At 71.5% G+C, this 24,487-nt stretch carries 23 protein-coding genes; 10 read left to right on the forward strand and 13 right to left on the reverse strand.

Annotated elements, in window-relative coordinates:
* Positions 1-34: 34 nt before the first annotated feature.
* Positions 35-1,057: a S8 family peptidase gene (locus tag ACWEVS_RS23215; RefSeq protein ID WP_452553249.1), complete on the reverse strand. Its 1,023-nt coding sequence runs from the start codon at positions 1,055-1,057 to the stop codon at positions 35-37.
* Positions 1,058-1,232: 175 nt separating this feature from the next.
* Here ACWEVS_RS23215 and ACWEVS_RS23220 point away from each other — a divergent pair, with 175 nt between their 5' ends.
* A complete protein-coding gene (locus tag ACWEVS_RS23220) occupies positions 1,233-1,727 on the forward strand; it encodes a DUF3145 domain-containing protein (protein WP_354905031.1) in 495 nt (164 codons plus the stop codon).
* Between the two features lie 290 nt (positions 1,728-2,017).
* On the opposite strand, the gene ACWEVS_RS23225 is transcribed toward ACWEVS_RS23220, so the two are convergent.
* From ACWEVS_RS23225 to ACWEVS_RS23275, 11 genes are all read right to left on the reverse strand, one after another.
* Positions 2,018-2,722, reverse strand: coding sequence for a sulfotransferase family protein (locus tag ACWEVS_RS23225; protein WP_452553251.1), 705 nt, complete (start codon positions 2,720-2,722; stop codon positions 2,018-2,020).
* Positions 2,723-3,092: 370 nt separating this feature from the next.
* Positions 3,093-4,517: a carboxyl transferase domain-containing protein gene (locus ACWEVS_RS23230; RefSeq protein ID WP_449927936.1), complete on the reverse strand. Its 1,425-nt coding sequence runs from the start codon at positions 4,515-4,517 to the stop codon at positions 3,093-3,095.
* An 11-nt stretch (positions 4,518-4,528) separates the two neighbouring features.
* Entirely contained in the window at positions 4,529-5,761 is a 1,233-nt protein-coding gene (fabF, locus tag ACWEVS_RS23235; protein WP_449927938.1) for a beta-ketoacyl-ACP synthase II, read from the reverse strand.
* Between the two features lie 34 nt (positions 5,762-5,795).
* Positions 5,796-6,035 (reverse strand): acyl carrier protein, encoded by a 240-nt coding sequence (locus tag ACWEVS_RS23240; RefSeq protein WP_183646883.1) that lies wholly within the window; start codon positions 6,033-6,035, stop codon positions 5,796-5,798.
* 74 nt (positions 6,036-6,109) lie between these two features.
* Positions 6,110-7,066 carry a beta-ketoacyl-ACP synthase III gene (locus ACWEVS_RS23245; RefSeq protein ID WP_449927941.1) on the reverse strand — a complete coding sequence of 319 codons (957 nt, stop codon included), beginning with the start codon at positions 7,064-7,066 and terminating at the stop codon, positions 6,110-6,112.
* Positions 7,063-7,959, reverse strand: coding sequence for an ACP S-malonyltransferase (locus ACWEVS_RS23250; protein ID WP_449927943.1), 897 nt, complete (start codon positions 7,957-7,959; stop codon positions 7,063-7,065). Before ACWEVS_RS23250 ends, ACWEVS_RS23245 begins: the two co-directional genes overlap by 4 nt.
* A 103-nt stretch (positions 7,960-8,062) precedes the next feature.
* Positions 8,063-9,187 carry a PucR family transcriptional regulator gene (locus tag ACWEVS_RS23255; RefSeq protein WP_354905235.1) on the reverse strand — a complete coding sequence of 375 codons (1,125 nt, stop codon included), beginning with the start codon at positions 9,185-9,187 and terminating at the stop codon, positions 8,063-8,065.
* Between the two features lie 246 nt (positions 9,188-9,433).
* Positions 9,434-9,865 (reverse strand): DUF350 domain-containing protein, encoded by a 432-nt coding sequence (locus tag ACWEVS_RS23260; protein ID WP_354905018.1) that lies wholly within the window; start codon positions 9,863-9,865, stop codon positions 9,434-9,436.
* 130 nt (positions 9,866-9,995) lie between these two features.
* Complete coding sequence (locus ACWEVS_RS23265; RefSeq protein WP_452414416.1) at positions 9,996-11,150, reverse strand: glutathionylspermidine synthase family protein; 1,155 nt, start codon at positions 11,148-11,150, stop codon at positions 9,996-9,998.
* Entirely contained in the window at positions 11,150-11,632 is a 483-nt protein-coding gene (locus ACWEVS_RS23270) for a hypothetical protein (RefSeq protein ID WP_449927948.1), read from the reverse strand. Before ACWEVS_RS23270 ends, ACWEVS_RS23265 begins: the two co-directional genes overlap by 1 nt.
* On the reverse strand, positions 11,632-12,003 hold the full coding sequence (locus ACWEVS_RS23275) for a hypothetical protein (protein ID WP_449927950.1): 372 nt from the start codon (positions 12,001-12,003) through the stop codon (positions 11,632-11,634). Before ACWEVS_RS23275 ends, ACWEVS_RS23270 begins: the two co-directional genes overlap by 1 nt.
* A gap of 83 nt (positions 12,004-12,086) precedes the next feature.
* On the opposite strand from ACWEVS_RS23275, the gene ACWEVS_RS23280 reads away from it, so the two are divergent.
* The 9 genes from ACWEVS_RS23280 to ACWEVS_RS23320 all read left to right on the forward strand — a co-directional run bounded on the left by ACWEVS_RS23280 (position 12,087) and on the right by ACWEVS_RS23320 (position 22,401).
* Complete coding sequence (locus ACWEVS_RS23280) at positions 12,087-13,109, forward strand: PHP domain-containing protein (RefSeq protein WP_449927952.1); 1,023 nt, start codon at positions 12,087-12,089, stop codon at positions 13,107-13,109.
* Between the two features lie 139 nt (positions 13,110-13,248).
* Positions 13,249-14,571: an ABC transporter substrate-binding protein gene (locus ACWEVS_RS23285; protein WP_452553254.1), complete on the forward strand. Its 1,323-nt coding sequence runs from the start codon at positions 13,249-13,251 to the stop codon at positions 14,569-14,571.
* Positions 14,568-15,479: a carbohydrate ABC transporter permease gene (locus ACWEVS_RS23290; RefSeq protein ID WP_449927956.1), complete on the forward strand. Its 912-nt coding sequence runs from the start codon at positions 14,568-14,570 to the stop codon at positions 15,477-15,479. Before ACWEVS_RS23285 ends, ACWEVS_RS23290 begins: the two co-directional genes overlap by 4 nt.
* Complete coding sequence (locus ACWEVS_RS23295) at positions 15,476-16,288, forward strand: carbohydrate ABC transporter permease (protein ID WP_449927958.1); 813 nt, start codon at positions 15,476-15,478, stop codon at positions 16,286-16,288. The genes ACWEVS_RS23290 and ACWEVS_RS23295 overlap by 4 nt, the downstream gene beginning before the upstream one ends.
* Positions 16,285-18,015 carry a glycoside hydrolase family 36 protein gene (locus ACWEVS_RS23300; RefSeq protein WP_449927960.1) on the forward strand — a complete coding sequence of 577 codons (1,731 nt, stop codon included), beginning with the start codon at positions 16,285-16,287 and terminating at the stop codon, positions 18,013-18,015. The genes ACWEVS_RS23295 and ACWEVS_RS23300 overlap by 4 nt, the downstream gene beginning before the upstream one ends.
* Positions 18,012-19,001 carry a LacI family DNA-binding transcriptional regulator gene (locus ACWEVS_RS23305; protein WP_449927962.1) on the forward strand — a complete coding sequence of 330 codons (990 nt, stop codon included), beginning with the start codon at positions 18,012-18,014 and terminating at the stop codon, positions 18,999-19,001. Before ACWEVS_RS23300 ends, ACWEVS_RS23305 begins: the two co-directional genes overlap by 4 nt.
* A 66-nt stretch (positions 19,002-19,067) precedes the next feature.
* The gene (locus ACWEVS_RS23310; protein ID WP_452553256.1) at positions 19,068-20,963 is read left to right on the forward strand and encodes a hypothetical protein; all 1,896 of its coding nucleotides are present in this window, start codon (positions 19,068-19,070) and stop codon (positions 20,961-20,963) included.
* A 251-nt stretch (positions 20,964-21,214) separates the two neighbouring features.
* Positions 21,215-21,940 carry a helix-turn-helix transcriptional regulator gene (locus tag ACWEVS_RS23315; protein WP_354904993.1) on the forward strand — a complete coding sequence of 242 codons (726 nt, stop codon included), beginning with the start codon at positions 21,215-21,217 and terminating at the stop codon, positions 21,938-21,940.
* 95 nt (positions 21,941-22,035) lie between these two features.
* Positions 22,036-22,401, forward strand: coding sequence for a VOC family protein (locus ACWEVS_RS23320; RefSeq protein ID WP_449927968.1), 366 nt, complete (start codon positions 22,036-22,038; stop codon positions 22,399-22,401).
* A gap of 409 nt (positions 22,402-22,810) precedes the next feature.
* Here ACWEVS_RS23320 and ACWEVS_RS23325 read toward each other — a convergent pair whose 3' ends face one another.
* Positions 22,811-24,328, reverse strand: a complete 1,518-nt coding sequence (locus ACWEVS_RS23325; RefSeq protein WP_452553258.1) for an alpha/beta hydrolase — start codon at positions 24,326-24,328, stop codon at positions 22,811-22,813.
* Between the last annotated feature and the right edge of the window lie 159 nt (positions 24,329-24,487).

Here is a 24,487-nt window from a genome sequence, read left to right on the forward strand (position 1 = left end):
CTCCTCGTAATGAGACGAGGACTGAGCGTAAACTCTACAGACCCGAGGGGACGGCAACTCCCAGATCACGAATTTCCCGTGACCCCGGGAGGTCGGCGGCCTTGCGCGCCGCCGGCGCCGCCGCGAAGGCGCCCGACACCAGCGCGGCGGCGAACGACGTGCCGCTCCAGTGCGCGTAGCCGCCGAACTCGCCCCACTCCAGGAACGTGCTGGTCAGCCAGTCGGCTCGGGCCCAGGCGTTCACCCACGGGCCGAAGGCGGAGAACGGCGCCCGGCCCTCCTCCCGGGCGTCGAGGCCGCCGACGCCGACCACCCCCGGGAGCGCGGCGGGCCAGAAGGGCCGGTCGGAGGCGGTGTTGCCGGCGCAGGCCACCGTCACCGTGTCGCGCAGCGCGCCGAGCGCCTCGATCACCAGCCGGGAGGGCTGGTCGTCGAAGGTGTGGCAGCCGAGCGAGAGGTTCAGCACCTGCGGCGGGTTCTCGCGCAGCCGGTAGAGCGCGCGCAGCAGGCCCGCCTCGTCGCCGATGCCGTCCGCGCCCAGCACCCTGCCGACCCGCAGCTCGCTGCCGGGGGCGCGGCGCAGGATGAGGCCCGCGATGAAGGTGCCGTGCCCTGCCTGCGCCGCGAGCCCGCCCTCGTCGTCGCCTTCGCCGTTGTCCCGAGGCCGGTCGGCCACCTCGGAGCCGACGCGGCCGTACCAGCGGCTGCCGGCCCACCAGGGGTGGGCCGCCACCCCGGTGTCGAGCACGCCGACCGTCACGGGCGATCCCTTGCCCGACGGCGCGGTCAGCGGCGCGGCCGGGAACGGCCTGGACGCCGGACCGCCGAACCACAGCGGCTGCCCCACCAGGACGTGGTTGGGCGAGGCCAGGAAGCCCTCCTCCCGCAGCCGCAGCGCTATCTCGCACGGATCCTCGCCGGGCGTCAACCTGATGCGGAAGACGCCGTCGGCCTCGGAGACCGCCTGTGTCCATTGCTCGGCGACTGACAGCGCGCCCCGCTCGGTCAGGACCTGGCCTGGGCGGATGAGCGCGGAGCCGACCGCTTGGATGTCCATGAACCGGTATCTTTCCGTGGCCGGGCAAGTGTCACGTGCCACAGCCGCAACATCTTGGTATAGCCCCCCTCTAGCACCCAGGGGCGACCGACGGTAGTCTCTCCCTAGTCACTTGTGATCATCCCAGGACGAGGCCGTTGGGGAAGGCGCACCTCGTACCGAAACGGGAGGTCCGGTGTCTGCTCGTGGCGTGCTGTACGTCCACTCGGCTCAGCCCGCGCTGTGCCCTCATATCGAATGGGCAGTCGCGGGTGTTCTTGGCGTACCCGTAGACCTGACGTGGACGCCACAACCGGCCGCGCCGAACGTCGTGCGCGCCCAGGCCGAGTGGGAAGGGCGCCCGGGCATCGCCGCGGCCATCACCTCCTCGCTCATGGGCTGGCAGCGCATCCGCTTCGAGATCACCGAGGACGCCTCGCCCGGCGTCGACGGGTCCAGGCACGCCTACACGCCGACGCTCGGCGCCTTCTCCGCGGTGATCGGGGCGTCGGGAGACATCATGATCCCCGAGGACCGCCTGCGCGCGGTCATGCTCATGTCCGCCCAGGGCCGCTGCGTCCTGGAGGACGAGCTGGACAAGATGCTCGGCAAGCCGTGGGACGAGGAGCTCGAGCCCTTCCGCTACGCCGGCGACGGCGCCCCCGTCCGCTGGCTGCACGCCGCCGTCTGACCCGCGCCGCCTCCTCCTCCCGCCCGTGGGCCGCTCAGGCTCACGGGCTTCGTCATGCCGCCCCCGCCCGAAGACCTCTCGCGAAGACCCTGCCCGGAGACACCGCGGCGAGATGCCCCCGGAGGTCTCGTCCGAAGACTCCGCCCGACGACCCGGGCCGGGGACCCGGTCCAGGGAGCCGGTCGGGGGACCCCGGATGGAGACGCCGCGGCGAGGTGCCGGGGGTCCGGCCGTACGGCGGGCGGGCTCCGCCGTACGGCAGGCGGGACGCGAGGGCCGGCTTCAGGGGGTCATGAGGGGCTGAACGGCGAGATGAAGCCTTCCCCACTCACCAGGCGTCCCAGATTCTTCTTCATCGCCTCGGAGTCGTTGAGATGCGGGAACGGCTCACCCGCGGGTACCGGCACCTCCAGGAAGTCGCACAGCGGCGCCCAGCCCTCCCGGACGTCGAAGACCAGCAGCCGCTCGGCGGGCAGGCTCTCCTTCACCTCGGCCACGTGCCGGTGGAAGACGGCCACGGCGGTGTCCTCGTCGGGCAGGCCGGTCCTGAGGGAGTAGCCGGCGCCGAACGTGGAGCCCACGATGTGCTCCATGACGGGCCCGAGCCGCTCCATCGATCGGAACACCGTCGCGGCCGGCTCCGGCAGGTCGGCCGGCAGTTCCCTGCCGGGCCCGTTGGCGATCAGCTCCGTCATGCTGCGGTACCAGCGGTGCGGGTCGCGGACGGTCAGGACGACCTTCGCGTCCGGATAGGCGGCCGCCTGTTCGCGCCAGAAGTGGCTGGCCGGCCAGTCCATCGTGGACCGGTAGCCGTCGAGGACCGTCTCCCAGTCGACGGGGCCGCCCGAGGCGAGCGGCAGCCACCTGTCGACGTGGTCGGGGTTGGTCAGGACTTCGAACATGTGGTAGCAGGGGCCGAGTCCCAGCCGCTCGAGCGCGGCCTTCATCGAGCTGGTCCCGGTACGCGGGAAACCCGCGCCGATCACACGCAACACGTCATACCTCCGGTGGGGTGGATCCGGAAACCCGCGCGCGTGGCTCTCCCGCCGGGTGGTTCGCATTCGGAGCACGCCCTGCGCGCGGCGCGGTGTGACATCGCCTGTCAGGAAATGTCACACCGAGACGTTCCTATCGCACCCAGGATGCACGCAAAGATCGCGACCGCCAACCCCGCCCCGAGGAAAGACCATGAACAGCCACCCGCGAGACGCGGCCACCCGTGAGACGCCGCCACCCGTGAGACGCGGCCACCCCCGAAACACGTCCGCCCCCGAAACGCCGCCACCCCCCGAAACGCGGCCACCTCCCGAAAACGCCGGTGCCCCTCCACCCGGGCGGGTGGAGGGGCACCGGTCGTTGGAACGGCTACAGCGGGATGTTGCCGTGGGCGCCCCTGGCCGGGGTGGCCGCGGCGAGGACCCTGGCGATGGCGCCACGGGTGGCGGCCGGCTCGACGACCTCGTCGATCACGCCGATCTCCTGCGCCCGCCGCAACCCGCCGGCGAGCTTCTCGTGCTCCTCGGCCAGGCGGTGCTCCAGCTCGGCCCGCTCCTCCTCGGGAGCGGCCGCGAGCTCGCGGCGCTTGAGGACGCGGACGGCCGCGACGGCGCCCATGACGGCGACCTGGGTGGTCGGCCAGGCGAAGACCCTGGTCGCGCCGAGCGCGCGGGAGTTCATCGCGATGTACGCGCCGCCGTACGCCTTCCTGGTGACGAGCGTGACGCGCGGCACGGAGGCCTCGGCGAAGGCGTGCAGGAGCTTGGCGCCGCGGCGGACCACGCCGTCGTGCTCCTGACCGACGCCCGGCAGGTAGCCGGGAACGTCCACCAGGACAACCAACGGCACGCCGAACGCGTCACACATGCGAACGAAGCGAGCGGCCTTCTCGGCGGACGTGGCGTCGAGGCAGCCGCCCAACCGCAGCGGGTTGTTGGCGATGACGCCGACGGTCCTGCCGCCCAGGCGGCCGAGCGTGGTGACGATGTTGGGCGCCCACTTGGGGTGCAGCTCGACGCCCTGCTCGTCGAGCAGGCCGTTGACGAGCGGCTTGACGTCGTAGGCGCGCCTGGCCGACTCGGGAAGGAGGGGGGAGAAGTCGACCTCCTCGACCGAGGAGGTGCGCACCCTGCCCTGGTGGCCGAGCAGGACGGCCAGCCGGCGCGCCGTCAGCAGCGCCTCGGCCTCGGTCTTGGTGACGACGTGGACGACGCCGCTGCGCTTGCTGTGCGGCTCGGGGCCGCCGAGCGCGGCGCTGTCGACGTCTTCGCCGGTGACGCTGCGTACGACGTCGGGGCCGGTAACGAAGATGCGGCCCTGTTCGGCGAGGATCACGATGTCGGTGAGGGCGGGGCCGTAGGCGGCGCCGCCCGCGGCCGGGCCGACGACGACCGACAGCTGTGGCACGATGCCCGACGCCTTGGTCATCGCGGCGAAGACCCGGCCGACGGCGTGCAGCGACTCGACGCCTTCGGCGAGTCGCGCACCGCCGGAGTGCCAGACGCCGATGACCGGCACCCGCTCACGGACGGCCACGTCGTAGGCGTGCACGATGTGCTCGCAGCCCTCGCTGCCCATCGCGCCGCCCTGGAAGCGGGCGTCACTGCAGAACGCGACGACGGGGACACCCTCGACACGGCCCATGGCGGCGAGGACGCCGCTCTTGTCCTGGGGAGTGATCGGACGCAGCGAGCCCTCGTCGAGCAGCGCGGTCAGGCGGACGACCGGGTCGCGAGGATCGGCGGGCGTCTCGTCGGAGGCGCCGGTCACCGCACCGTTGTCGAGCACGGTCATCCGGTGCTCCCTCAGTGGCTGGTGAAGACGACGGTCACGTTGTGGCCGCCGAACCCGAACGAGTTGTTCACCGCGGCGATGTCGCCCTCCGGCAGCTTGCGGGACTCGCCGTGGACGATGTCCACCTCGATGCCGTCGTCAGGGTTGGCCAGGTTGATGGTCGCGGGCACGATGCGGCCCTCGAGGGCCTTCACCGTGAAGACCGACTCGATGCCGCCCGCGCCGCCCAGCAGATGGCCGGTCATGGACTTGGTGGAGGTGACCAGCGGGTGGGTGCCGATGGCCTTGGCCACCGACTGCACCTCGATGACGTCACCGGCCGGCGTGGAGGTGCCGTGCGCGTTGATGTGCTTGATGTCCTGGCCGGTCACGCCCGCGTCGGTGAGCGCCTGGGTCATCGCCATGATGATGCCCCTGCCCTCGGGCTCGGGCTGGGTGATGTGGTGGGAGTCGGCCGAGTAGCCGACGCCCGCGGCGTAGGCGTAGATCCGGGCGCCGCGCGCCTTGGCGTGCTCCTCCGACTCCAGCACGACGATGCCCGCGCCCTCGCCGAGCACGAAACCGTCGCGGTCGCGGTCCCACGGACGCGAGGCGCCCTGCGGGTCGTCGTTGCGGGTCGACATGGCCCGCGCGGCCGCGAAGGCGGCGATGTTGAGCGGGTGGATGGCGGCCTCGGTGCCACCGGCCACGACGATGTCGGCGCGGCCCGCCCTGATCATGTCCATCGCGTAGCCGATCGCCTCGGCGCCGGAGGCGCAGGCGGAGACGGTCGCGTGGACCCCTGCCATCGCGCCCAGGTCGAGCCCGATCCAGGCCGCGGGGCCGTTGGGCATCAGCATCGGCACGGTGAAGGGCGACAGGCGGCTCCAGCCCTTCTCCTTGAAGGTGTCGTAGGCCGACAGCGTCGTGGTGATGCCGCCGATGCCGCTCGAGACGACCACGCCGAGACGCTCGGCGGCCACCTGCGGCGCGCCCGCGTCCTGCCAGGCCTCGCGCGCGGCCACCAGGGCCAGCTGCTCACTGCGGTCGAGCCGACGGGCCTCCGGCCTCGGCAGCACCTCGGACGGGTCGACGGCGGCGACGCCCGCGAACTTCACGGGGACGCTGTCGACCCAGTCCTCGGTGAGGGTCCGCACACCAGACTGACCGGCGAGGAGCGCCGACCAGGTCGAGGTGACGTCTCCACCGAGGGGCGTCGTCGCGCCGAGCCCGGTGACGACGACTCGTGCCCGGTTCGCACTCACGTGGTTACGCTCCTTGCTGATCAGAAGGGAAGGTTCAGGCCTGGATGAAGTTGAGGACGTCCTTGACCGTCTTCAGGTTCTTGAGCTGGTCGTCGGGAATCTCGACGCCGAACTCGTCCTGCGCGGCCACGGCGATCTCGACCATGGACAGGGAGTCGATGTCGAGGTCGTCCACGAAGCTCTTCTCCGGGGTGACCTCGGACGCCGGGATCCCAGTGATCTCGTTGACGATCTTGCCGAGGCCCTCGAGGATCTCCTGCTCGCTGACTGCCATGTCGGTAGTTCTCCTTTGGGATTCTTCTTGGGTGTTGTACGGCCGGCCGCGCCGGGCGCGGCGCGCCGTACAAGTCATGGGATCTCGACGACCTGGCCGGCGTAGGTCAGACCGGCACCGAAGCCGAGAAGGAGGGCCAGTTGGCCCGACTGCACCTCGCCGCGCTCGATCATGCGGGACAGCGCGAGCGGGACGGAGGCAGCCGACGTGTTGCCCGCCAGCACGATATCGCGTGCGATGACGGCGTTGTCCGCGCCGATCTTGCGGGCGATGGCCTCGATGATGCGGAGGTTGGCCTGGTGGGGCACGAAGGCCGCCAGGTCGGCGGGGTCCACCCCGGCACGCTCGCAGGCCTCCCTGGCCACGGGGTGAAGCGCGGTGGTGGCCCAGCGGAAGACCGTCTGACCTTCCTGGTGCAGGAAGGAGTCGCGGTCCTTGATGATGATGGCGTCGTACTTGTCGCCCGCGCTGCCCCACACCACCGGGCCGATGCCGGGCGTGTCGGAGGCCGTGACCACGGCGGCGCCGGCGCCGTCGGCGAAGATGACCGCCGTCGCCCTGTCGGTCCAGTCGATCCACTGCGACAGCTTCTCGGTGCCGACGACCAGGACGTTGGTGGCCTGCCCCGACCGTACGGCGGCGCTGGCCGCGCCGAGCGCGTAGCAGAAGCCCGCGCACGCGGCGTTGACGTCGAAGGCTCCGGGGGCCGCGATGCCCAGGCGGCTGGCCACTCGCGCGGCGGCGTTGGGGATCTGCGACTCCAGCGTGCAGGTGGCCACGATCACCAGGTCGATGTCGGCGGCGGCGAGACCCGAGCCGGCCAGCGCCTTGCCGCCGGCCTGGACGGCCATGTCGATCTCGGACTCGTTGGCGGGCGCGATCCTGCGCTCCTTGATCCCGACCCGCGACTGGATCCACTCGTCGTTGGTGTCCATCGTCTTGGCCAGGTCGTCGTTGGTGACGATGTTGGTCGGCTGGTAGTGGCCGAAGGCCAGGATCCTCGCCCCTGGGGCGACGTCGGGAATCCTCATTTGATCAGCTCCCTGGCCGCGTCGAGGTCGTCGGGGGTCTTGAGCGCGACGCTCTTCACGCCGCGCAGAGCGCGCTTGGCCAGGCCGGTCAGCGTGCCGCCGGGCAGCAGCTCGACCATCGTGGTGACGCCGAGCGCGGCCATGGTCTCCATGCAGGAGTCCCAGCGGACGGGGTTGCTGACCTGGTCGACCAGCAGCCTCACGAACTCCGTGCCGCTGCCGACGACCTGGCCGTGGGCGTTGGACAGCAGCTTGGTGTGCGGGTCGCCCGGCGTGATGCTCGCGGCGGCCGCGCGCAGGTGCTCCACGGCGGGGGCCATGTGGACGGTGTGGAACGCTCCCGCGACCTGCAGCGGGATGAGCCTCGCGCGGGCGGGCGGCTCCTCCTTGAAGGCGGCCAGCTGCTCCAGCGTGCCCGCCGCGACGATCTGGCCGGCGCCGTTGATGTTGGCGGGGGTCAGGCCGTGCTTGTCGATGGCGGCCAGCACGTCGGCCTCGACGCCGCCGAGCACGGCGGTCATGCCGGTCTCGGTGACCGCGGCGGCCTTGGCCATGGCCTGGCCGCGCTCGCGGATCAGCGCCAGCGACTGCTCGGGGGTGAGCACGCCGGCCAGCGCGGCGGCGGCGAACTCGCCGACGCTGTGACCGGCCAGCAGGTCGGGGGTGGCGCCGAGCGCCTCGGCGGCGGCCAGCGCGGCGGCCACCAGCAGGGGCTGGGCGACGGCGGTGTCACGGATCTCGTCGGCGTCAGCGGTGGTGCCGTAGGCGATCAGGTCGAGCCCGACGACCTCTGACCATGCCGAAAGCCTGTCGGCGAGGCCGGGCAGCTCTAGCCAGGGAGAAAGGAAGCCTGGAGTCTGGGCGCCTTGGCCCGGAGCGACGAGTACGAACACGAGACCCACGATGCCCTGTAGAGGTTTGACACGCGGATGGAGATCCGCACGAACTTTGTCCAGGGGGATTTGTAGGAACCCTACAGTGAGGGTTTCGGCCAGGTTACGTTAGTGCACGCCAGGTTACGGCGCTCTCCGACAGCCGTCCCAAAATCAGCCCGACCTGCAGGGTGAAGGCTGATCTGCCCTCGGTCGGCTGGTAGCCGGTCAGCTCGGTGATCTTCTTCAGCCGGTACCTGACCGTGTTCGGGTGCACGAACAGCAGCCTGGCCGTGGCCTCCAGCGAGGTGCCCTGCTCCAGGTAGGTGGCCAGGGTGTCGAGCAGCGGGGTGCCGGCCAGCGGCAGGTAGACGGACTCCACCAGCTGCTCCCTGGCGTCCTCGTCGCCGTCGAGGGCCCGCTCGGCCAGCAGTTCCTCGGCGTGCACCGGCCGCGGCGCGTCGGGCCAGCCGGCGGAGGCCTTCAGCCCCGCGATGGCGGCCCGCGCCGAGCTCGCGGCCGCGTGCAGGTCGGGCACCTCGGGCCCGATGACGATCGGGCCGGGACCGAAGCGCGGCACCACCTGTCTGGAGGCCTGCTCCACGCTCTGGGCGCCGCCCACGATCACGATCAGCCGGTCGGCCTGGACCCCCGCCAGCAGGTCCATGCCGATCCGCCGGCCCTTCTCCCGCAGGCTGTCGATGACCGCGCGCGGATCGTCGTCGGGCGCGTGCCCGGCGATCACCACGACCGGCGCGGACGTCCAGCCGAGCGCGGCCGCCCACGAGTGCAGGCCGTCGTCGACCTCGCCGCGCACCAGCGCGTCGACGATCAGCGCCTCGAGCCTGGCGTCCCACGCGCCGCGCGCCTCCGCCTCGCGGGCGTAGACCTGCGCGGCGGCGAAGGCGACGTCGCGGGTGTAGCGGAGCATCGCCTGCTCCAGCTGGTCGGCGCCGCCCGGAGCGGCCAGCTCGTCGGCCATCGTCTCGACGACCTCGACGACGATGCGGACGATGTCGACCGTCTGCTGCAGGGAGATGGAACGCTTCAGCTCGCGCGGCGCGGTGCCGAAGAACTCGATGCTCGGGGTGGGGCGGCCCTCGCCCGCGTGGGCGAACCACTCCACGAAGGCGGCGATGCCGGCCTGGGCGACCAGGCCGACCCAGGAGCGGTCCTCGGCGGAAAGCGCCCGGAACCACGGCAACCGCTCGTCCATGCGCGCCATGGCCGCGGTGCCCAGGGTGCCCATGTTGCGCTCGAGACGCCGGGTGGTGTCCTCGCGCGTCCGGTCCTCGTGGTCTGTCACGCCTCTAGAGTGCCAGGTCCACGGGAGTGCGCCGGTCCGGCCCGGCCACGTGCGTGGGAGCGGGCCGGTCCGGCGCGGCCGGGCGCGGCGCGTGCGCCGGTTGCCCGGTCGGACCCCGCCGGTCCGGTCCGGGCACGGGCCCGCCCGGGAGCAGGGGTGGGCCGCTCCCGGGCGAGCCCGTGCCGGCTACTAGATGACGGCGACGGCGGTGATCAGGCCGATGACCAGGTGGGTGACGGCCAGCAGGCGGGCGCCGGGCTGCAACTCGCTCTCCTTGACCAGCTCGCGCACCGAGACGCCCGCGACCAGGTCGAACAGCAGCATCGCCACCGTCTGCACCGCGATGCCGACCAGTCCGAAGACGGCGGTGACGAGCAAGCCCTCGTGCAGCGCTCCGCCGGACGACCAGATCGAGGCGGCGACGATGAGGCCGACGGCGGCCAGACCCGAGGAGGTCAGCAGGGTGGCGTTGGGGTTGCGCTCATGCTTGATGACCGCGCTGAGCTTGCCCGGCGTGGCCAGGTCGATGACGTAGAAGCCGACGATCAGCAGGATCACGCCGAGGACGGCGTAGGCGGCGATGGCCAGCGCGCCGTTGGCCAGGTGGTCGATGAGGTTCACGGTGACTCTTTCTTCGCCGTCGAGCGCCTGGCACGGGTGCCGGGGGGCATGGGGGTCGGGTCGTGCCCGCCGGGGGAAGGCCGGGCGGGCGGAGGCGGACAGGCCGGGGAGGAGGCGTGGGCGGCGGCGGTCACAGCTCGATCCTGTGGGGGACGAAGGACGAGGTGTCGTCGGTGATCAGCCCCGCGGTCTCGCGGATGCCGAGCCCGGCCGACTCGTCGGCGACCATCCACGCGCCGAGCACGGGCCGCTGCCCGTCGAACGAGGGCAGGGGGTCGAAGCCCTGGTAGACGTGGCCCTCGGCGCCGTAGGAGCCGGGGGTCTCCAGCGTCTCCGAGGGCGTGACGATCCGCATCGCGGCGCCCTCCCTGCCCAGCAGCGGCTTGACGATGTAGGAGGTCAGCTCGCGGGGGCCGTCGAGGTAGGCGGGCAGCAGGTTGGGGTGGCCGGGATAGAGCTCCCACAGCACGGCCAGCAGCGCCTTGTTCGACAGCAGCGCCTTCCACAGCGGCTCTATCCACGTGGTCGAGGCGGCGTGCCGTACGGCGTGCGCGCCGAAGTCGTCGGCCAGCATCCACTCCCACGGGTACAGCTTGAACGCCGAGCGGATCACCCGGCCCTCGACGTCGACGAAGCGCCGGTTGAGCGGGTCCCAGCCGATGTCCTCCATCGCGATGGCCACCGTGACGAGCCCGGCCTGGTCGGCGGTCTCCTGCAGGTAGGCGACGGTCATCGCCTCCTCGCCGGTCTCGTCCATGCTGGTCCAGGCGAAATGGGTCGGCCCGGTCGGCAGCACCAGCGCGCGCCACCTGTCGATCAGCCGCTCGTGGAGGGAGTTCCACTGGTCGTCGGCCGGGAAGCGGTCCCGCAGCCAGTACCACTGCACGACGCTCGACTCCACCAGCGAGGTGGGCGTGTCGGCGTTGTACTCCAGCAGCTTCGGCGGGGAGACGCCGTCGTAGCGCAGGTCGAAGCGGCCGTAGAGGTGCGGGTCGCGGCGCTCCCACGAGTGGGCGATCTCCTGCCACGTCCACTCGGGCAGCGCGAAGTCGGCGAAACGCCGTTCGGCGATGACGTGCTCGACCGCGGCCAGGCACATCCGGTGCAGCTCCTCGACCTGCGCCTCGAGGTCGAGCACCTGGTCCATGGAGAAGACGTAGTGGACGGACTCGTCCCAGTAGGGGCGGGGCAGGTGCGCGGCCTGCACCGAGCGGTGGAAGGCCAGGCCGTGGCCCTCGACGATCTTCTCCCAGCCGTCGCGGGGGGAGGCGTGCTCGCGCCGCATCAGGACCCCGTGGAGGTGCGGTTGCCGAAGCCGCTCCTGGAGATCTTGCCTGTCCGGGTGATCTCGTCGCCGCCCTTCGTGACGATGTACGCCCCGCGCGGGCGTATGGTCGTGCCCTTGGCAAGGCGGTTCTTGACCTTGGTGCCGCCGTAGTACCAGAGGAAGGCGCTGTGCCTGCCCGCGCCGTCGCAGCGGTCGTCGGACACGATCAGGTAGCCGTCGTCGCTCTCGCTGTCGCGCCTGACGCAGCGGGCGACGACCTCGTCCTCTTCTTCCTCGTCTTCTCCAGCTTCCTCGGCTTCTTCGGCTTCTTCGGCGAGGTCGTCCTCGGCGGAGGTGTCCTCCTCGGTGAAGGAGTCGGTCGCGACCTGTTCGGAGCCCACGTAGGTGGAGCCGCCCGAGGCGCAGCCCGACAGGACGACGGACGAGACGGTCACCACGGCCCCGAGCGTCACGGCGCCGGAGGAGAGCCTGCGGGCCATCAGCTGCCGCCTCCGCCCCTGCCGCCGAAGCCGCCGCGCTGGACGACGTGGCCGGTCCTGCTGGTGATGCGCGCCTCGGCGGGCCGTACCGTGGTGCCCTTGAGCACGCGCACGCCCGACCTGACGCCGCCGTAGTACCAGCCGTAGGCGCGGTGGGAGGAGTGCCCGCCGCCGCCGTCGTCGTCGCAGTAGTCGTCGTCGACGACCAGGTAGGAGCCGTCGGGGAGCTGGGTGTTGAGGTCGACGCAGTCGGCGCCGACCTCCTCGTAGTCGTCCTGTGCCGAGCAGAACCCGACAACCATCAAGGAGACCACGCCGAGCGCCGTCAGCGTGATCACCTTGGTCGACTTGCGGGAGCGGGTTTCTGCCATGGGGCTCCAGAGCTTATCGGGGGTTTATATCCGCAACAACGTTGTCGCCGAGAATGGGGTTCCCTTTGGGTAGGTATGCCGGCATGGAGCCGGTCCAGGCACTGCGTGACATCGCGTTCCTGCTGGAGCGCGCGGGCGAGCCCACCTACCGGGTACGGGCCTTCAGGAGGGCCGCGGCGACGGTGGAGGAGCTGCCGCGGGCCGAGCTCGTCCGGCTGGCGAGGGGAAACGCCCTGGCCGAGCTGCCGGGCATCGGCAAGGTCACCGCGCTGGCCGTCACCGAGGCTCTCGACGGGAAGGTGCCGACCTACCTGCGCAGGCTCCAGGCCACCGCGGGCGCCGACCTCGACGAGGAGAGCGCCGCGTTGCGGGCCGCGCTGAAGGGCGACCTGCACACCCACTCCGACTGGTCGGACGGCGGCTCGCCGATCGAGGAGATGGCCGCCTCGGCCAGGGCGCTCGGTCACGAGTACTGCGCGCTGACCGACCACTCGCCGCGCCTGACGGTCGCCCGCGGCCTGTCGGCCGAGCGGCTGCGCGAGCAGCTTGACGTGGTCGCCGGGCTGAACGAGCGGCTGGCGCCGTTCAGGATCCTCACCGGCATCGAGGTGGACATCAACGCCGACGGCTCCCTGGACCAGGATCCCGCCCTCCTCGCCCGCCTGGACGTGGTGGTGGCCAGCGTCCACTCCAAGCTGCGCATGGACGCGGAGGAGATGACGCGCAGGATGGTGACGGCGATCGCCGACCGCCACGTCGACGTGCTGGGCCACTGCACCGGACGGATCGTGAAGGGCGGCGGCAGGCGCGGCGGCCTGCGGCCGGAGTCGGACTTCGACGCCGAGCTCGTCTTCGAGGCGTGCCGCAGGTTCGGGGTCGCCGTGGAGATCAACTCCAGGCCCGACCGGCTGGACCCGCCGAAGCGGCTGTTGCGGCTGGCCTACGAGATGGGATGCGTGTTCGCCGTCGACTCCGACGCGCACGCCCCCGGCCAGCTGGACTGGCAGCGTTTCGGCTGCGAGCGGGCCGCGATGTGCGGGGTGGCGGCCGAGCGGGTGGTCAACACCTGGCCGGTGGAGCGGCTGCTGGAGTGGACAGCCGCGTAGGGCGGTCCCCGTGGCTTTCGCATGCCTGCCGCCATGCCTGATTCGCTGAAAGTTTTCGTTCCAGTCTTGCAAGTCATCGAAACGCGGAGGTAGCGTCTGGGCGCGTCAGGCCACTCTCTGCACCCCCTGGAGATCCCCCATGGCCCACCTCGACCGCCGCCGTTTCCTCCAGCTCAGCGCGCTGGCCGCCGCGGGAGGCGCGTTGAGCGCCTGCGGTGGCGGCACCCCGGGCGCCTCGGCGGGAGGCACGGGCAAGATCACCGTCTGGAGCTGGCAGGGCCCGGCCGCGATGATGAAGCAGCTGGTCCCGGCCTTCGAGAAGCAGTTCCCCGCGGTCAAGGTCGACGTCCAGGACATCGGCAACCCGGCCATCTGGGACAAGATCACCGCCGGACTCTCGGCAGGCGGCCAGGGGCTCGGCGACGTGCTCCACATCGGCGTGGACTACCTGCCCGCCTACATCGAGAAGTTCCCCGGCGGGCTGGCCGACCTGACGCCGCTCGGCGCGGGCAAGCACAAGGCGGCCTTCGCCCAGGGCATGTGGGAGACCGTCAGCCGCGACGGCAAGGTCTACGCGCTGCCGTGGGAGGCCAACTCGGCCGGCTTCTACTACCGCGCCGACCTGTTCGAGAAGGCGGGCGTCGACGTCGAGTCGCTGCAGACCTGGGACGAGGTCATCGAGGCCGGCGTCAAGCTCAAGGAGAAGACCGGCGTCCAGCTCCTCGGCATCGACAAGCCCGCCTCCCAGGCCGACTCGGCCAACCTCTTCGAGATGCTGCTGCAGCTGCAGGACAGCTTCTACTTCGACATGCAGGGCAACATCACGCTCGACACCCCGCAGGCCGTCACCGCGCTCACCGTCATCAAGAAGCTCAACGACGCCGGCCTGGTCGCCGACCTGGCCGGCGGCTGGAACACGATGATCAGCGCGATGAAGAAGGGCGCGGTGGCGGTCCAGGCCATGCCGACCTGGTTCGGCGGCATCATCGAGGAGAACGTGCCGGGGGAGAAGGGCAAGTGGAAGGTACGGCTGCCGCCGGCCGTCACCCCCGGTGGCAAGGTCGCCGCGACCGTCAACTCCACCCACCTGGCCGTCGCCGGGACCAGCAAGGACCAGGCCGCCGCCTACGCCTTCGCCGAGTTCGTGCTGACCAGGCCGGAGAACCAGGTGGCGATCTACAAGGGCAAGGGCATCGCGCCCGCCCTGATGAAGGCCTACGACGACCCCGTCTTCCACGCCCCTTCGGAGTTCTTCAGCGGCCAGAAGAAGGGCGAGGTCTTCCTCGAGGCGCTCAAGCAGCCCTCCTACGTCACCAACTACTCCGCCGACTACCCCCGCGCGCTCAAGGCCGTGACCGACGCGCAGAGCAAGGTCCTGCTCAAGGGCGCCGACCCGGCCACGGTGCTGAAGGAGGCGGCCGACCTGGTCGCCCAGCAGACCGGCAGGAAGGTGCTGCGGTGACGGCCCTGGCCGAGCGCGCCCCCGCGGTGCGGCCGGCGGGCCTGCGGCGGTTGTCCGCGCTGCGGGTGGCGCCCTACTTGTGGGTGCTGCCGGCCCTCGTGCTCTTCGCGCTCTTCAAGCTCTACCCGATCGCCTGGTCGTTCTGGCTCAGCCTGTTCAAGACCGACGGCGCGCTGCAGACCTTCGCCGGCGCCGCCAACTACACGCGCCTGGCCGACGACCCGCTGTTCTGGACGGCCCTGCGCAACACCGTGGTGATCCTCGTCGTCCAGGTGCCGCTGATGCTGGCCATCGCGCTGGCGCTCGCGGTGGCCTTCAACTCGTCGCTGCTGCGGTTCAAGGCTTTCATCAGGCTCGGCTTCTTCCTGCCGATGATCACCGGGCTGGTGGCCTACGGCCTGCTGTTCGCGGTCCTGCTCAACCCGCAGTCCGGGCTCGTCAACTGGGCGCTGGGCCTGGTGGGCGTCCCGCCGGTGCCGTGGCTGACCGACACGCTGTGGGCCCGTGTCTCCCTCGGGTTGGCGCTGACGTGGCACTACACCGGATACAACGCGGTGATCTTCCTTTCTCGGCTGCAGGCGCTGCCCCAGGACCTCTACGACGCGGCGTCGGTGGACGGGGCGGGCGCATGGCACCGCTTCAGGCACGTGACCCTGCCGGGGCTGCGGCCGGTCGTCCTGCTCACGCTGGTGATGTCCACGATCGGCACGCTCCAGCTGTTCGACGAGCCGTACGTGCTGACCGGCGGCGGGCCCGACAACAGCACGGTCACCGTCGGCCTGTACCTGTACAACACCGGCTTCAAGTACCTCGACTTCGGCTACGCCTCGGCCATCGCCTACGCGCTCGCCGTCATCATCGGGATCCTCGGGATCGTGCAGTTCCGCGTGCTGGGGGATCGGTCATGAGCCGGCAGATCATGCTGACCTCCGCCCTGCTGGTCGCGGTCGCCGTGGTGCTGGTGCCGTTCTACTGGCTGGTGGTCGCCGCCACGCACAGCACCGCCGAGGTCTTCGGCAGCCCGCCGCCGCTGCTGCCCGGCGGCCACCTGCTGGACAACCTCGCCGGTCTCGAGGCCGGCCTCGGCTTCAGCCGCGTCGTCGGCAACTCGCTGTTCATCGCCACGGTCTACACGCTGCTGGCCGGGCTGGTCTGCACGATGGCGGGCTACGGCTTCGCCAAGTACGACTTCCGCGGCAAGGAGGTGCTGTTCGGGCTGCTCATGCTGGGCCTGGTCATCCCCAGCCAGGTCACGCTCGTGCCGCTGTTCAAGATGATGCTGGCGCTGGAGTGGCTCAACACCTACCAGGCCGTCATCCTGCCGAACCTGGCGCTGCCCTTCGGGATCTTCCTCATGCGCCAGTCGATGTCCGCGCTGCCCTCCGAGCTGCTGTCGGCGGGCAGGGTGGACGGCTGCGGCGAGCTGCGGCTGTTCTTCAGGGTCGTGCTGCCGCCGATCAGGCCCGCGCTGGCCGCGCTGGGCATCTACCTGTTCCTCTACCAGTGGAACGACTTCGTGTGGCCGTTGATCGCGCTGCGCACCAGGGACGCCTACACGATCCCCCTCGCGATCGCCGCCCTTCGGGGCGCCACCGAGACCGACTACGGCCAGATCCTCGCCGGCACGGCGGTCGCCGCGCTGCCGATGGCCGTCCTGTTCCTCCTCCTCCAACGACACTTCGTGTCCGGACTCCTCGCTGGAGCGGTGAAAGAGTGAGCGTCACGACCGCGGGCCTGGCGCCCGCGCCGACCGAGCACCTGCTGGACGACGTACGGCTGGCCGTGCTGACCCGCGGCGCGCCGGCCGCCTGGCGGCTGGACGGCGACGTGCTGGAGATCGGCTCCCCCGAGGAGCTGGAGATCCGGCTGTCGGTGCCGCTCGGCGACGCCGTCGGGTTCTGGCATCCGGCCTGCGACTGGCGGCGCACGCTGGTCGCCGACTGGGCCGGGTTCGAGCGGACCTCCCTGGTGAGGGGGGCGGCGGCCGGGTGCCTGTACGACAGCAGGGGCCGCACGCTGCTCGCCTTCGCCGCCGAGGACGCCGTGCCCGAGGTGACGATGCGGTTCGGGGTGTCGGAGGAGACCAAGACCTTCGTCGTGCACCTGGCCGTGCCGGCGGGGCCGTACCGGATCCGCCTCGCGGGGAGCGCGCCCACGGTGGCGACGGCGATGCGCGAGCTGCGGCGCGCGCTGGGGGCGGGCGCCCGCCGGCCGGCGGAGGGGGCTCGCGAGCCGGTCTACTCCACCTGGTACGGCTTCGCGCAGGACGTCTCGGCCGAGGGCGTCGAGCAGGAGGCGGCGCTGGCGGTGTCGGCGGGATGCGGCACGCTCATCGTCGACGACGGGTGGCAGCAGCTGGGGCACGGCCGTGGATATCGGGGCGTCGGCGACTGGCAGCCGGACAGCGAGAAATTTCCGGACTTCGCGGGGCATATCGCGCGGGTACAGGGCCTCGGCCTGCGATACCTGGTGTGGGTCGCGCCGCTGCTGCTCGGGCCCGACGCGGCCTGCTTCGACGAGCTCGAGCCCTACGCGCCCGCCATGGCGGGAGTACCCGGCGCCAGGGTGCTCGACCCCCGGCGCCCCGAGGTCAGGCGGCATGTCGTCGCGCTGTGCGCCCGGCTGATGGAGTACGGGATCGACGGGCTCAAGATCGACTTCCTGGACGAGGCGATGGTCTACGCGGGCACGCCACCCCGCGGTGCCGACATCCATGACGTCGGCACGGCCATGCGGATGCTGGTGTCCGACGTCCGGCGTGCGGTGGGAGAGCGGGCGCTGCTGGAGTTCCGCCAGCCGTACGTGGGGCCCGGGATCGCCGGGCAGGCCGACCTGCTGCGGGCCGACGACTGCCCGGCCGACGCGATCGCGAACCGGGTCAGGACCATCGACACCGGATTCCTGGCCGTGGCCGGCGTCGTGCACGGCGACATGCTGATGTGGGACCCGCGGGGCGGCGCGCACAGCGCGGCCCGGCAGCTCATCGGCTCGCTGCACGCCGTCCCGCAGATCTCGGCGCGGCTGGCCGGCCTGCCCGAGGGGCATCTGCGGATGGTCGCGTTCTGGCTGGCGGAATGGCGGCGGCTGCGCGACGTCCTGCTCGACGGCCACGTGGAGCCGGGACGGCCCGACGAGCTGTATCCCGTGGTGACGGCCGCGCTCGGCGAGGAGTGCGTGATCTCGGTGAGCGCCGAACGGGTGGTGCCGGTCGACACCGCGGCCCACCGGGAGATCACGCTGGTCAACGGGACGGGCGGGGAGCGGCTGGTGCTGGAGGTGCGCGGGCCCGGCGCCCACGTGGCACGCCTGCACGCGCCCGACGGCTCTAGGATCGAGCCTGAGGTACGGCGGCTGGGCGCGGGGCTGGTCTCGCTGGCCGTACCTGCTTCGGGGCTGGTGGTCCTGAAGACCTCGGGTGAGGCGCTCCTGGAGGAGGAACGGTGAAGATCGGCATCACCGAGGTCGCCGCGCGCGCGGAGGTCAGCGAGGCCACGGTCAGCAGGGTGATCAACCGGCGGGCGGGCGTGTCCGCCAGGACCCGCGAGGCGGTCGAGCGGGCCATGGCCGAGCTCGGCTACGAGCGCTCGACCCGCGGCCAGATCGTCGCGGTGATCACGCCGTGGGTGTCGAACCCCTGGTTCGCCGAGGTCGCCGAGCTGATCGAGGCGGCGCTCGCCCCGCACGGGCTGAAGGGCGTGCTGTGCCCGGCGCTGCCCGGCGGGATACAGGAGCGCGAGTTCGTCTCCGCGCTGGCCGACCACGGCGTGGCCGCGGTGGTGTTCCTGTCGGCCAGCAACACCCTCGACGACCCCGACCCGGAGACCTGCAACATCCTGGCCGCGCGGCGGATCCCCTTCGTCGGCGTCAACGGCGGGTTCGCCGGCCACTCGATGCCCGTGCTGTCCACCGACGACGTCATGGCCGCCGAGCTGGCCGTCGACCACCTGTGGCGCCTGGGGCACCGCGCGATAGGGATGGCCTCGGGGCCCGCCGCCAACCGGCCCGCCGACCGGAGGGTCGACGGGTTCGTGACCGCCATGGCCCGGCGGGGGGTGGCGGACCCTGAGTCCCTGGTGACGCGGCAGTACTACACGATCGAGGGCGGGCAGACGGCGACCACGACGCTCCTCTCCCGGGGCGCCACGGCGGTCGTGGCGGCCAGCGACTTCATGGCGCTGGGCGCGATCAGAGCTGTCAGGCGCGCCGGCCTGTCGGTGCCCGAGGACGTCTCCGTGGTCGGCTACGACGGCTCCATGATCATGGAGTTCGTCGACCCGCCGCTCACGACCGTCCGCCAGCCGATCGACCGGCTGGCCAAGGAGGTGGCGCGCAGCGTCGTCGCGCTGGTGAGCGGGCGGGGCGTGCCGAGCGGCGAGCTGATGTTCGGCCCCGAGCTGGTCGTCCGCGGCTCGACGGCGGCACCGCGCTAGTCCTTTCCGAGAGTCCTTCCCCAGCAGACTCTGCCTAGCCGATTCATCCGATCATCGGGAGTATCTATGTTGGTGTTACCTGTCCTGCTCAGCTCCGTCCTGGCCGCCGGCCCTGTCGTCGTCGTCAACCCCGGCTTCGAGAAGGACACCGAAGGGTGGACCTTCACCGCCGGCACCGGCGTGGCGACCAACCGCCCCCACGGTGGCGCCAAGCTCGTCTACCTCGACGCCGGGCCCGGCAAGAGCGTCAGCCAGACGATCACCGTGCCCACGGCGGGCACCTACTCGGTGTCGGCGTGGATCGCCACAGACGGGGCCGGCGGCACGTTCACCGTCCTGCGCGGCGGCACGCCCGTGGAGACGGTCACGCTGCCCTCGCGCGGCACCTACACCCGCTACACGATCTCCGACGTCGCCTTCGCCGAGGGCGACCGGCTCGGCGTCGTCTTCGGCTCGGGCTCCGGCTGGGTGAACGTCGACGACGTCATGATCTCGCCAGGGGCCACGGCCTCGCCCGCGGTACGCTCCTCCAACCCCAAGATCGTCGAGATGTTCGGGTGGGCCAAGGCCAAGGCAGGCTCCTGGGTGCACCAGAACGGCGTGCCCGGCCCGCTCAACGTGGACGAGCGCCAGCCGGGCGGCACGGGCGAGGGCGTCTACACCTCCTCCTACTGGGCCGGCTACGCCCACCGCAGCGGCTACTACTCGCGCGACTTCGCCCACCAGCTGGCCGGAGCCCACATCCTCGGGCTCGCCGAGCAGAACAAGAACATGCTGCGCTCCTTCGCCCGGTCGGCGACCGAGGAGCACAAGTTCTACCCGGTGTGGGCGCTGAACTTCGACGCCTCCACCTACCTGTCCATCGACTACCGCTCGCCCACCGACTTCGTCCGCGAGGTCCCCGCCACCTTCGAGCTGGTCGAGAAGGCCAACCAGGCCTTCAGATGGACCGGCGACCGTGCCTACCTCGACGACCCGGTCTTCTGGGACTACTACCGGCGCGCCACCGCCGACTTCGTCACCCTGCACGACGGCCTGCTGCCCAACGGCATCGCCGAGGGCACCGGCAGGGGCATCTTCCAGGGCACCGCCAGCTACAACGAGGTCGGCGGCGAGCCGCTGGCCGAGGCGGGCGACGCCATCGGATCGCAGTACCAGGCCCACAAGGCCCTGGCCGCGCTCGCCCGCGACAAGGGCGACCGCACGCTGTCCCGGGCCCAGGAGAAGCGGGCACGCGCGGTGAAGGAGTACTTCAACACCACGTGGAGCGTGAAGCAGGGCAGCGGCGAGTTCGTCAGGGCCTACACCGTCGACGGCACGCCGCTGACCGGCTTCGGCAAGGAGAACAGCTGGTTCATGCCGATGAAGGGCATCATCGACGCGGGGCCGCGCAACGACGCCTACCTCGACTTCGTCGACGCCGAGGCCTCGGGGGCGGGACGGCCGCGCAACATCGAGGCGATCACCTACCTGCCGGACACCTTCTTCCGGCACAACCGGGCCGGCACGGCGTGGAAGTGGATGCAGGACGTCTACGACAGGCGAGAGGAGCGGCACGTCAGCTCCCGCCAGGGGCTGAACGGCGACTACCCCGAGGTGCCGTTCACGCTGGTCAGCCAGACGGTCGAGGGCCTCATGGGGATCCAGCCCGACGCCCCGCGCAGGACCGTGGCCACCCAGTCCCGCCTGCCCGCGGACATCGGCTGGCTGGAGGTGGCCGACGTGCCCGTCGGCTCCGGCAAGGTGACCGTACGGCACGACGGGACGGACTCCAGCACCTTCACCAACAAGGGCGACGGGCCGGTGTTCTGGGAGGCCCGCTTCGCCGGCGAGCACCGGTGGCTGGAGGTCAACGGGCACCGCTTCCCCGGGATCCCGAAGGTGATCGACGGGGTGACGTACACGGTGGCCAAGGTGCCCGTCCGCGCGGGCGGGACGGCGACCGCCAAGATCCCCTCGTAGGCCGTCCCAGGCAGGGGCCCGCCCCGCGGCGTGCGGTGTCGTAGTGGCGCCGGGCGGGCTGCCGGTGGTCATGCCGGCCCGCCCCGCGGGCGCGCGGTGCCGTACCGCGTGATGGGGGCGCCGCGTCGGGCCCGCCGTGCGTGCGGCGGGCCTCTCGCGTGGCCACCGATGGTGACGGACGGGCGACACTGTTCTCACCATCGCCTGCCACGGCGGCGGAATTGTCGGCGGCGGCGCGTAGCGTTCCGGTTGTGAACCGTACCGATCGGCTCTACGCGCTCGTCGAGGACCTGCGCGCGATCTCCCCCAGATGCCGGTCAGCGCGCCAGCTCGCCAAGCGCTTCGAGGTCAGTGTCAGGACCATCGAGCGTGACATCGCCGCGCTCCAGGAGTCCGGCGTGCCCATCTACGCCGAGCCCGGCCGCAGCGGCGGTTACGCGATCGACAAGAACCACTCCCTGCCCCCGCTCAACTTCACCCCCGCCGAGGCGGTCGCCATCGCGATCGCGCTCAGCAGGGCGGGCGACCAGCCGTTCGGCCGCCAGGCGCGCAGCGCGCTGCGCAAGGTCGTCGCCGCGATGCCGGGCTCCGAGGGCGACCTGGCCAGGGAGCTGGCCCGGCGCGTCCAGCTCGTCGCCCCCCAGGAGACCGGCGAGGAGATCCAGCCGCTGGGCCGCGCGGGCGTCTCGCGCGCCATCGAGGACGCCCTGCTGCGCCGGCGCGTCCTCCACCTGGAGTACGCCGACAGGAAGGGCGCCCTCACCTCGCGCGACGTCGAGCCGGGGGTGTTCCTGGGCGGGCGCGGCGGCTTCTGGTACCTCGTGGCCTGGTGCCGCCTGCGCGACGACGTGCGGGTCTTCCGGCTCGACCGGATCGCCGCCGCGTCGGTGAGCGAGGAGCGCTGCCCCGACCGGCCACTGGAGGGGTACGTCACCGACGTGCCCGACATGATCGTCAGCGGCACGGTGCTCGACTAGGTGCTCGATTAAGCATTCGAAAACACCGACATAGGGTTGTCGCCATCGCGTCTTATCGTTGTCGTGTTCGAGAAACTTGACGACCTGGAGTGCACATGGTCAACACCGTGGCCTGGTTCGAAGTCGCCAGCGACGATCCCGAGGCGGCGCAGCGGTTCTACGGCGACCTTTTCGGCTGGACGTTCACCCCCGACCCGGATGCCCCGATGGACTACCGGATGATCCACGCCACCGGCGAGGAACAGCCCGGGGGCGGCCTGTACGGCACCGGGGGCGAGGTGCCCAACCACGCCACCTTCTGCGTGCTGGTCGAGGACGTGGCGGCGACGTGCGCGAAGGTCGAGAGCCTCGGTGGCAAGGTGGTGCGCAAGGTCGTCGCCGACCAGGACGGCACCAGCTTCGCCTACCTGCACGACGTGTCCGGCAACCTGTTCGGGATCTTCACCCCACCGGCCGGCTGACTCGCGTCACCCGTCCGCTGAAGGCCGGCGAGCCCTTCCCGCCGCCGCCCTGACCGGCGCCTTCCCCGCCGCGCGGACATGACGCAGCCTCCGCTCGCGCGACCCGGGTCACGGACCGCGCGGCAGGGGCACCGACCGCCTTCGGCGGTCCATCCTCCCTGGGCACGCCGCCAACCGCCGAGCGGCGGCGCGCCCAGGGCATCCACTCATCCCAGGCGGTGCCGACCACAGGGCACCCACTCATCCCGGGCCGGCCACCACGGGGCATCCCCCGACACGGGCCGCCGACCGCAGTCCATCCGCCGGACACAGGCCGCGCCGACCGCAGGGCATCCACTCATCCCCGGCGGCGGCCGCAGGGCATCCGCCGAACACGGGCCGCGCCGGCCCGTGTCCGGCCGCGCCTCCGTCAGGAGGGGCAGGAAGCGCCCTCCTCGGGCATCTTGCCCTGGAGCAGGTAGGCGTTGACGGACCCGGCGATGCACTTGCTGCCCGACAGGTAGGCGCCGTGCCCCTCACCCTCGTAGGTGAGCAGGGTCGCGGTCTTCAGCTGCTTGGTCAGCTTGGGCCCCCACTGGTACGGCGTGGCCGGGTCACCCTTGCCCGCCACCACCAGGATCGGCCCCGACCCCGTAGCGTCCACCTTCTTGGCCTCGTCGCTGCCTGGCACGGGCCACACCCGGCAGATGGATCCGGCGCCCACGCTGCCGAACAGCGGGGAGATCTTCAGCGCCGCCTCCTCCGTGCGCACCAGCTCCTGCTCGCTGGGCCGCTCGGCGGTGTCCACGCAGGTGACGGCGGGGAAGCTGGACATCTCGGTGGAATAGGTGCCGTCCGGCCTGCGCCCGGTGTAGGTGTCGGCCAGGTACATCAACGCCCCGCCGTCGCCCTTCAGCGCCGACGCCAGCGCGCTCTCCAGGAACGGCCAGCTCAGCCTCGAGTAGAGCGCGGCCGCCACGGCGGTGCCGGCCAGGCCCTGCGTCAGCTCCCGGTCACCGACCTTCAGCGGCGACTCGACCAGCTGGTACATCAGGTTCGTGATCTTCTTGTCGGCCGCCTCGACGCTCTTGCCGAGCTCGCAGCCCTGCTGGACGCAGTCCTTGAGGAAGCTCTCGTAGGCCTGCTGGAAGCCCTTGGTCTGGGCGATCGTGCGCTGCTCGAACGTCACGCTCGGGTCGAGCGGGGCGTCGAGGACCATGCGGCCCACGTTCTTGGGGAACAGGGTGGCGTAGACGGCGCCGAGGTGCGTGCCGTACGACATGCCGAAGTAGTTGAGCTTGGCGTCGCCGAGGGCGACGCGCATCTGGTCCATGTCGCGGGCGGCGTTGACGGTGCCCACGTACGGCAGGACCGGCCCCGAGTCCTTCTCGCACAGCTTGGTGAACTGCTCGGTGACCGCCTGGGTCTTCTCCCTGGTCTGCTCGTTGGACGGCAGCGAGTTGAGCGAGACGTACGCCTCCATGTCCTTGCCGTCGCCACACCTGACACCGCGGCTGCGCTCGACACCACGCGGGTCGAAGCTGACCAGGTCGTAGCGGGTGTTGAGGGTGGTGAACGCCTTGACCGCCCGCGCCATCGTGTCGACGCCCGAGGCGCCGGGCCCGCCGAAGTTGAACACCAGCGACCCGATCCGCTCACCGGGCCCCGTGGCCGGAATTCTGATCATCGCCAGGTCGACGGTCTCGCCGCCGGGTTTGGTGTAGTCGAGCGGGACGCGCAGTTTGCCGCACTGGAGCGCGGCGTTGGGCGTGGCGGGTGCCGCGCCCTCGGGCACGGCCAGGTCGGTGCAGGCGCCCCAGGCGATCTTCTCGGCCGCCGCCGAGCCGGTGGGCGACGGGCCACCGGTGCTGCCGGTGGAAAGGCCGCAGGCGGCGAGCGCGATGGTGAGCCCTGCCGTCGCGGCGACGGTGGTGTGTGCGCGGCGCATGGAATATCCCCCGATATCGAATACCAGGGAAAATCCTTTCACATGCCTTGCCGGATGGTCGCGTGCGCCGCGCGCGCCGAGCGGCTTCCGGTAGATCGTCACCGCGATGAGGCGGCGCGCTCCCCTCCTGAACACGCCGCCGCACCCCTCCATGAGAGC

The organism is Nonomuraea sp. NPDC003754 (assembly GCF_053605785.1).

Coding starts and splice junctions, on each gene's coding strand:
- ACWEVS_RS23270 (WP_449927948.1), bottom strand. CDS start 11,632: ATGGCCCGCAGGCTCTCCTCCGGCGCCGTGACGCTCGGGGCCGTGGTG.
- ACWEVS_RS23275 (WP_449927950.1), bottom strand. CDS start 12,003: ATGGCAGAAACCCGCTCCCGCAAGTCGACCAAGGTGATCACGCTGACG.
- ACWEVS_RS23215 (WP_452553249.1), bottom strand. CDS start 1,057: ATGGACATCCAAGCGGTCGGCTCCGCGCTCATCCGCCCAGGCCAGGTC.
- ACWEVS_RS23325 (WP_452553258.1), bottom strand. CDS start 24,328: ATGCGCCGCGCACACACCACCGTCGCCGCGACGGCAGGGCTCACCATC.
- ACWEVS_RS23245 (WP_449927941.1), bottom strand. CDS start 7,066: ATGAGGATTCCCGACGTCGCCCCAGGGGCGAGGATCCTGGCCTTCGGC.
- ACWEVS_RS23310 (WP_452553256.1), top strand. CDS start 19,068: ATGTTGGTGTTACCTGTCCTGCTCAGCTCCGTCCTGGCCGCCGGCCCT.
- ACWEVS_RS23240 (WP_183646883.1), bottom strand. CDS start 6,035: ATGGCAGTCAGCGAGCAGGAGATCCTCGAGGGCCTCGGCAAGATCGTC.
- ACWEVS_RS23320 (WP_449927968.1), top strand. CDS start 22,036: ATGGTCAACACCGTGGCCTGGTTCGAAGTCGCCAGCGACGATCCCGAG.
- ACWEVS_RS23285 (WP_452553254.1), top strand. CDS start 13,249: ATGGCCCACCTCGACCGCCGCCGTTTCCTCCAGCTCAGCGCGCTGGCC.
- ACWEVS_RS23255 (WP_354905235.1), bottom strand. CDS start 9,187: ATGGGCACCCTGGGCACCGCGGCCATGGCGCGCATGGACGAGCGGTTG.
- ACWEVS_RS23280 (WP_449927952.1), top strand. CDS start 12,087: ATGGAGCCGGTCCAGGCACTGCGTGACATCGCGTTCCTGCTGGAGCGC.
- ACWEVS_RS23230 (WP_449927936.1), bottom strand. CDS start 4,517: ATGACCGTGCTCGACAACGGTGCGGTGACCGGCGCCTCCGACGAGACG.
- ACWEVS_RS23265 (WP_452414416.1), bottom strand. CDS start 11,150: ATGCGGCGCGAGCACGCCTCCCCCCGCGACGGCTGGGAGAAGATCGTC.
- ACWEVS_RS23295 (WP_449927958.1), top strand. CDS start 15,476: ATGAGCCGGCAGATCATGCTGACCTCCGCCCTGCTGGTCGCGGTCGCC.